The following is a 732-nucleotide window of genomic DNA, read 5'->3' on the forward strand; positions in this document are numbered from 1 at the left end:
TTGCGGTGAATTGGATTTGCGCGGGGGAGCGTAGACTCGTTCGGCTTTGTCTTTTTCTAAAGGTAGTGGCTTGTCATTAGCAATCACTTGGTGTTCCAGTTCAACTTGTGGCGGCTGATCACTCTTGCTTGGGTCAGGCTGAGATGGTTCCTGATGTTGCTCCACGGGTTTATAAGCAACAAGGTCTAGCTTTTGGCTTTGGTCGTTGGGTTTTGGCTGTTGCTTGGGTGGCTTGGATGGGCGTTGGGTAGATTTCATAGCACCTTGTTTCGATGAACTTAGCCAGACTGGAGAACTTTCATATTTTACCCAGCACTTCGTCCATCCAACTACAAAACAAGAAAGTCATAGATTAGGTATCACTTACTGGAATATTTTTAGAGATTTTAGAGTAAGCATAGTACAATATCTAGCCAATAGTCAGTAATAACTGTTTACCTAAGTCTTACAAAACAGTTGGAGAACCTAGTTATTATTAACGTACCAGCATGGAGTAACATTACTCCATTTGTCTAAAAAATTTCATAATCATGAGTGGAGTGACGTTACTCCATAACTTCTCAAGTTTTTATCTATGAAAAAGAAAGCAGTCAAGAGAAAAGTTAGATTAGATATTAAGTCTAATGCTGGTGGTACGGCTGTGTTGCAAAAATAGGTGCCTAAGCAAGTGTTATATTCTTTCAAGAGACTGAAATGCTACAGAGATGAACCCAAAACAACCATTTAAATGGC

General features: G+C 40.0%; 1 protein-coding gene. It reads right to left on the reverse strand.

Translation table 11 applies throughout. From position 1 onward, the window contains the following. The coding region (locus HCR01_RS38135; protein ID WP_193201042.1) for a hypothetical protein at positions 1–258 on the reverse strand (258 nt) is incomplete at its 3' end. Between the last annotated feature and the right edge of the window lie 474 nt (positions 259–732).

Origin of the sequence: Nostoc sp. MG11, from assembly GCF_014904695.1 — a bacterium.
GTDB lineage: Bacteria > Cyanobacteriota > Cyanobacteriia > Cyanobacteriales > Nostocaceae > Komarekiella.